This is a genomic window from Pseudomonas sp. 2VD, assembly GCF_005503585.1.
Taxonomy (GTDB): Bacteria; Pseudomonadota; Gammaproteobacteria; order Pseudomonadales; family Pseudomonadaceae; genus Pseudomonas; species Pseudomonas aeruginosa.
In genome coordinates this window covers 1-2,013 of record NZ_SCND01000597.1, presented here as the reverse complement: position 1 = coordinate 2,013, position 2,013 = coordinate 1, and the positions used below count along the sequence as shown (strand labels likewise).

Here is a 2,013-nt window from a genome sequence, read left to right as displayed (position 1 = left end):
AAACAATCAATTCGACGAGTATTTCTTACGTTTTCGCCACCCGGACCCCACTCCGGTGGCCATTTCCCGCATTACAGGCGCACCTCTCCTGCATTCGTCAGTAAATGTCGGCGTGGCCCTCTGCGTGCTCGACCTCTCCGCCCTGCGCCAGGCTCTGGTGGAACAAGGCCTGGACAGCTGCGCCGCACTGCGCGCCTGGCTCGCCGGCGAACCCGGGCGGCAGCAGGCGCTGCTGGAGCGGATCCGCATCACCGAGATCAACGATGTCAGTCGCCGCCTGCTGCAGATCGAGTCCACCGAACAGGCCTGGCAGCGCTTGCTCGACCACGGCCCGCTACAACCGGACAGCCTGCGCCTGCAGGTGATCGAGGCGCTCATCGAACGCCGGCCGGTACTCGAACTGGAAGCCACGCTGCGCTGCGGCAAGAGCACGCCGCGGCACCTGTGGTTGCAACTGCGCCTGCCGGAAAACCCCGGCGAATGGCATGCGGTGACCCTCAGCCTGTCCGACGTCACCAGTCGCAAGGAAGTCGAACTGTCGCTGATCGAGCGCGAGAAGTTCTGGTCGGACGCGGTCCAGGCGGTGCCCGATACCCTCTACATCCACGACCTGCACGCGCGCCGGGTGATCTTCAGCAACCATCACCTGGGCCAGCAACTGGGCTACAACCAGGAAGAACTGGCGCGGATGGGCGAGAACTTCTGGGAAACCCTGCTGCACCCCGACGACCAGGAATACTACTGGCGCATCCGCAACCTGCAGCACGTGGTCGGCGACGGCCTGCTGCTCGACAGCCAGCTGCGCTGGCGCCACCGCGACGGCCGCTGGCACTGGTTCGACATCCGCGAGCAGGCCTTCAGCCGCGACCGCAGCGGTCGCGTGGCGCGCCTGATCGGCGTGGCCAAGGACATCACCTTCACCGTCGAGGCGAACAACGCGCTGCGCGAGAACGGCCGACGCTACCGCATGCTGGCGGAAAACATCAGCGACGTGATCTTCTCCACCGACGCCGAACTCAACGCCAGCTACGTCAGCCCCTCGGTACAGCACGTGTTCGGCTACAGCCCGGAATGGGCGCTGCTCAACGGCCTCCATCAGACCGCCACCAACCCGCGCCAGCTCGGCCGCCTGAACGGCCTGCTGCGCCGCGTGCGGCACGCCATCGGCGACCGCCAGAAGCTCGCCGAGCTGCGGGAAAACCCTGGCCAGCATCTGTTCGCCCTCGACTGCCTGCGCGCCGACGGACGCAAGATTCCCATCGAACTGCGGATCGTCCTGATGTGGGACGAGCACGACCGCTTCGAAGGCCTGCTCGGCATCGCCCGCGACATCAGCCAGCAGCGCCGCGCCGAACGCGAGCTGCGGATGGCGGCGACGGTATTCGAACACTCCACGGCGGCGATCATGGTCACCGACCCGGCCGGCTACATCGTCCAGGTCAACGATTCCTTCTCGCGCCTGACCGGCTACAGCCCGGCCGACGTGCTCGACCAGCAGCCGCGCCTGCTCACCGCCGACCGCCAGGAAGCCAACCAGCTCAAGCACGTGCTCGCCAGCCTGCAGCACAGCGGCAGCTGGGAAGGCGAGATCCTGCAGAAGCGCAAGACCGGCGAACTCTATCCGTCCTGGGTCGGCATCACCGCGGTGCGCGACGAGGAAGGCGACCTGGTCAGCTTCGTCTGCTTCTTCAGCGACATCAGCGAGCGCAAGGCCAGCGAGCGGCGCATCCACCGCCTGGCCTACTACGACGCCCTCACCCACCTGCCCAACCGCACGCTGTTCCAGGACCGTCTGCATACCGCCCTGCAACAGGCCGAGCGCAACGGCCAATGGGTGGTGCTGATGTTCCTCGACCTCGACCGCTTCAAGCCGATCAACGACTCCCTCGGCCACGCCGCCGGCGACCGCATGCTGCAGGAAGTGGCGACCCGCCTGAGCGCCTGCGTCAGCCAGGACGATACCGTGGCGCGCATGGGCGGCGACGAATTCACCCTGCTGCTGCCTTCCCAGGG

At 66.7% G+C, this 2,013-nt stretch carries 1 pseudogene; it reads left to right on the top strand.

Features of this window, described 5'->3' with window-relative positions:
• Positions 1-106: 106 nt before the first annotated feature.
• Positions 107-2,013: pseudogene (gene morA / locus FFS27_RS32205) on the top strand (cyclic di-GMP receptor MorA); the annotation flags it as partial.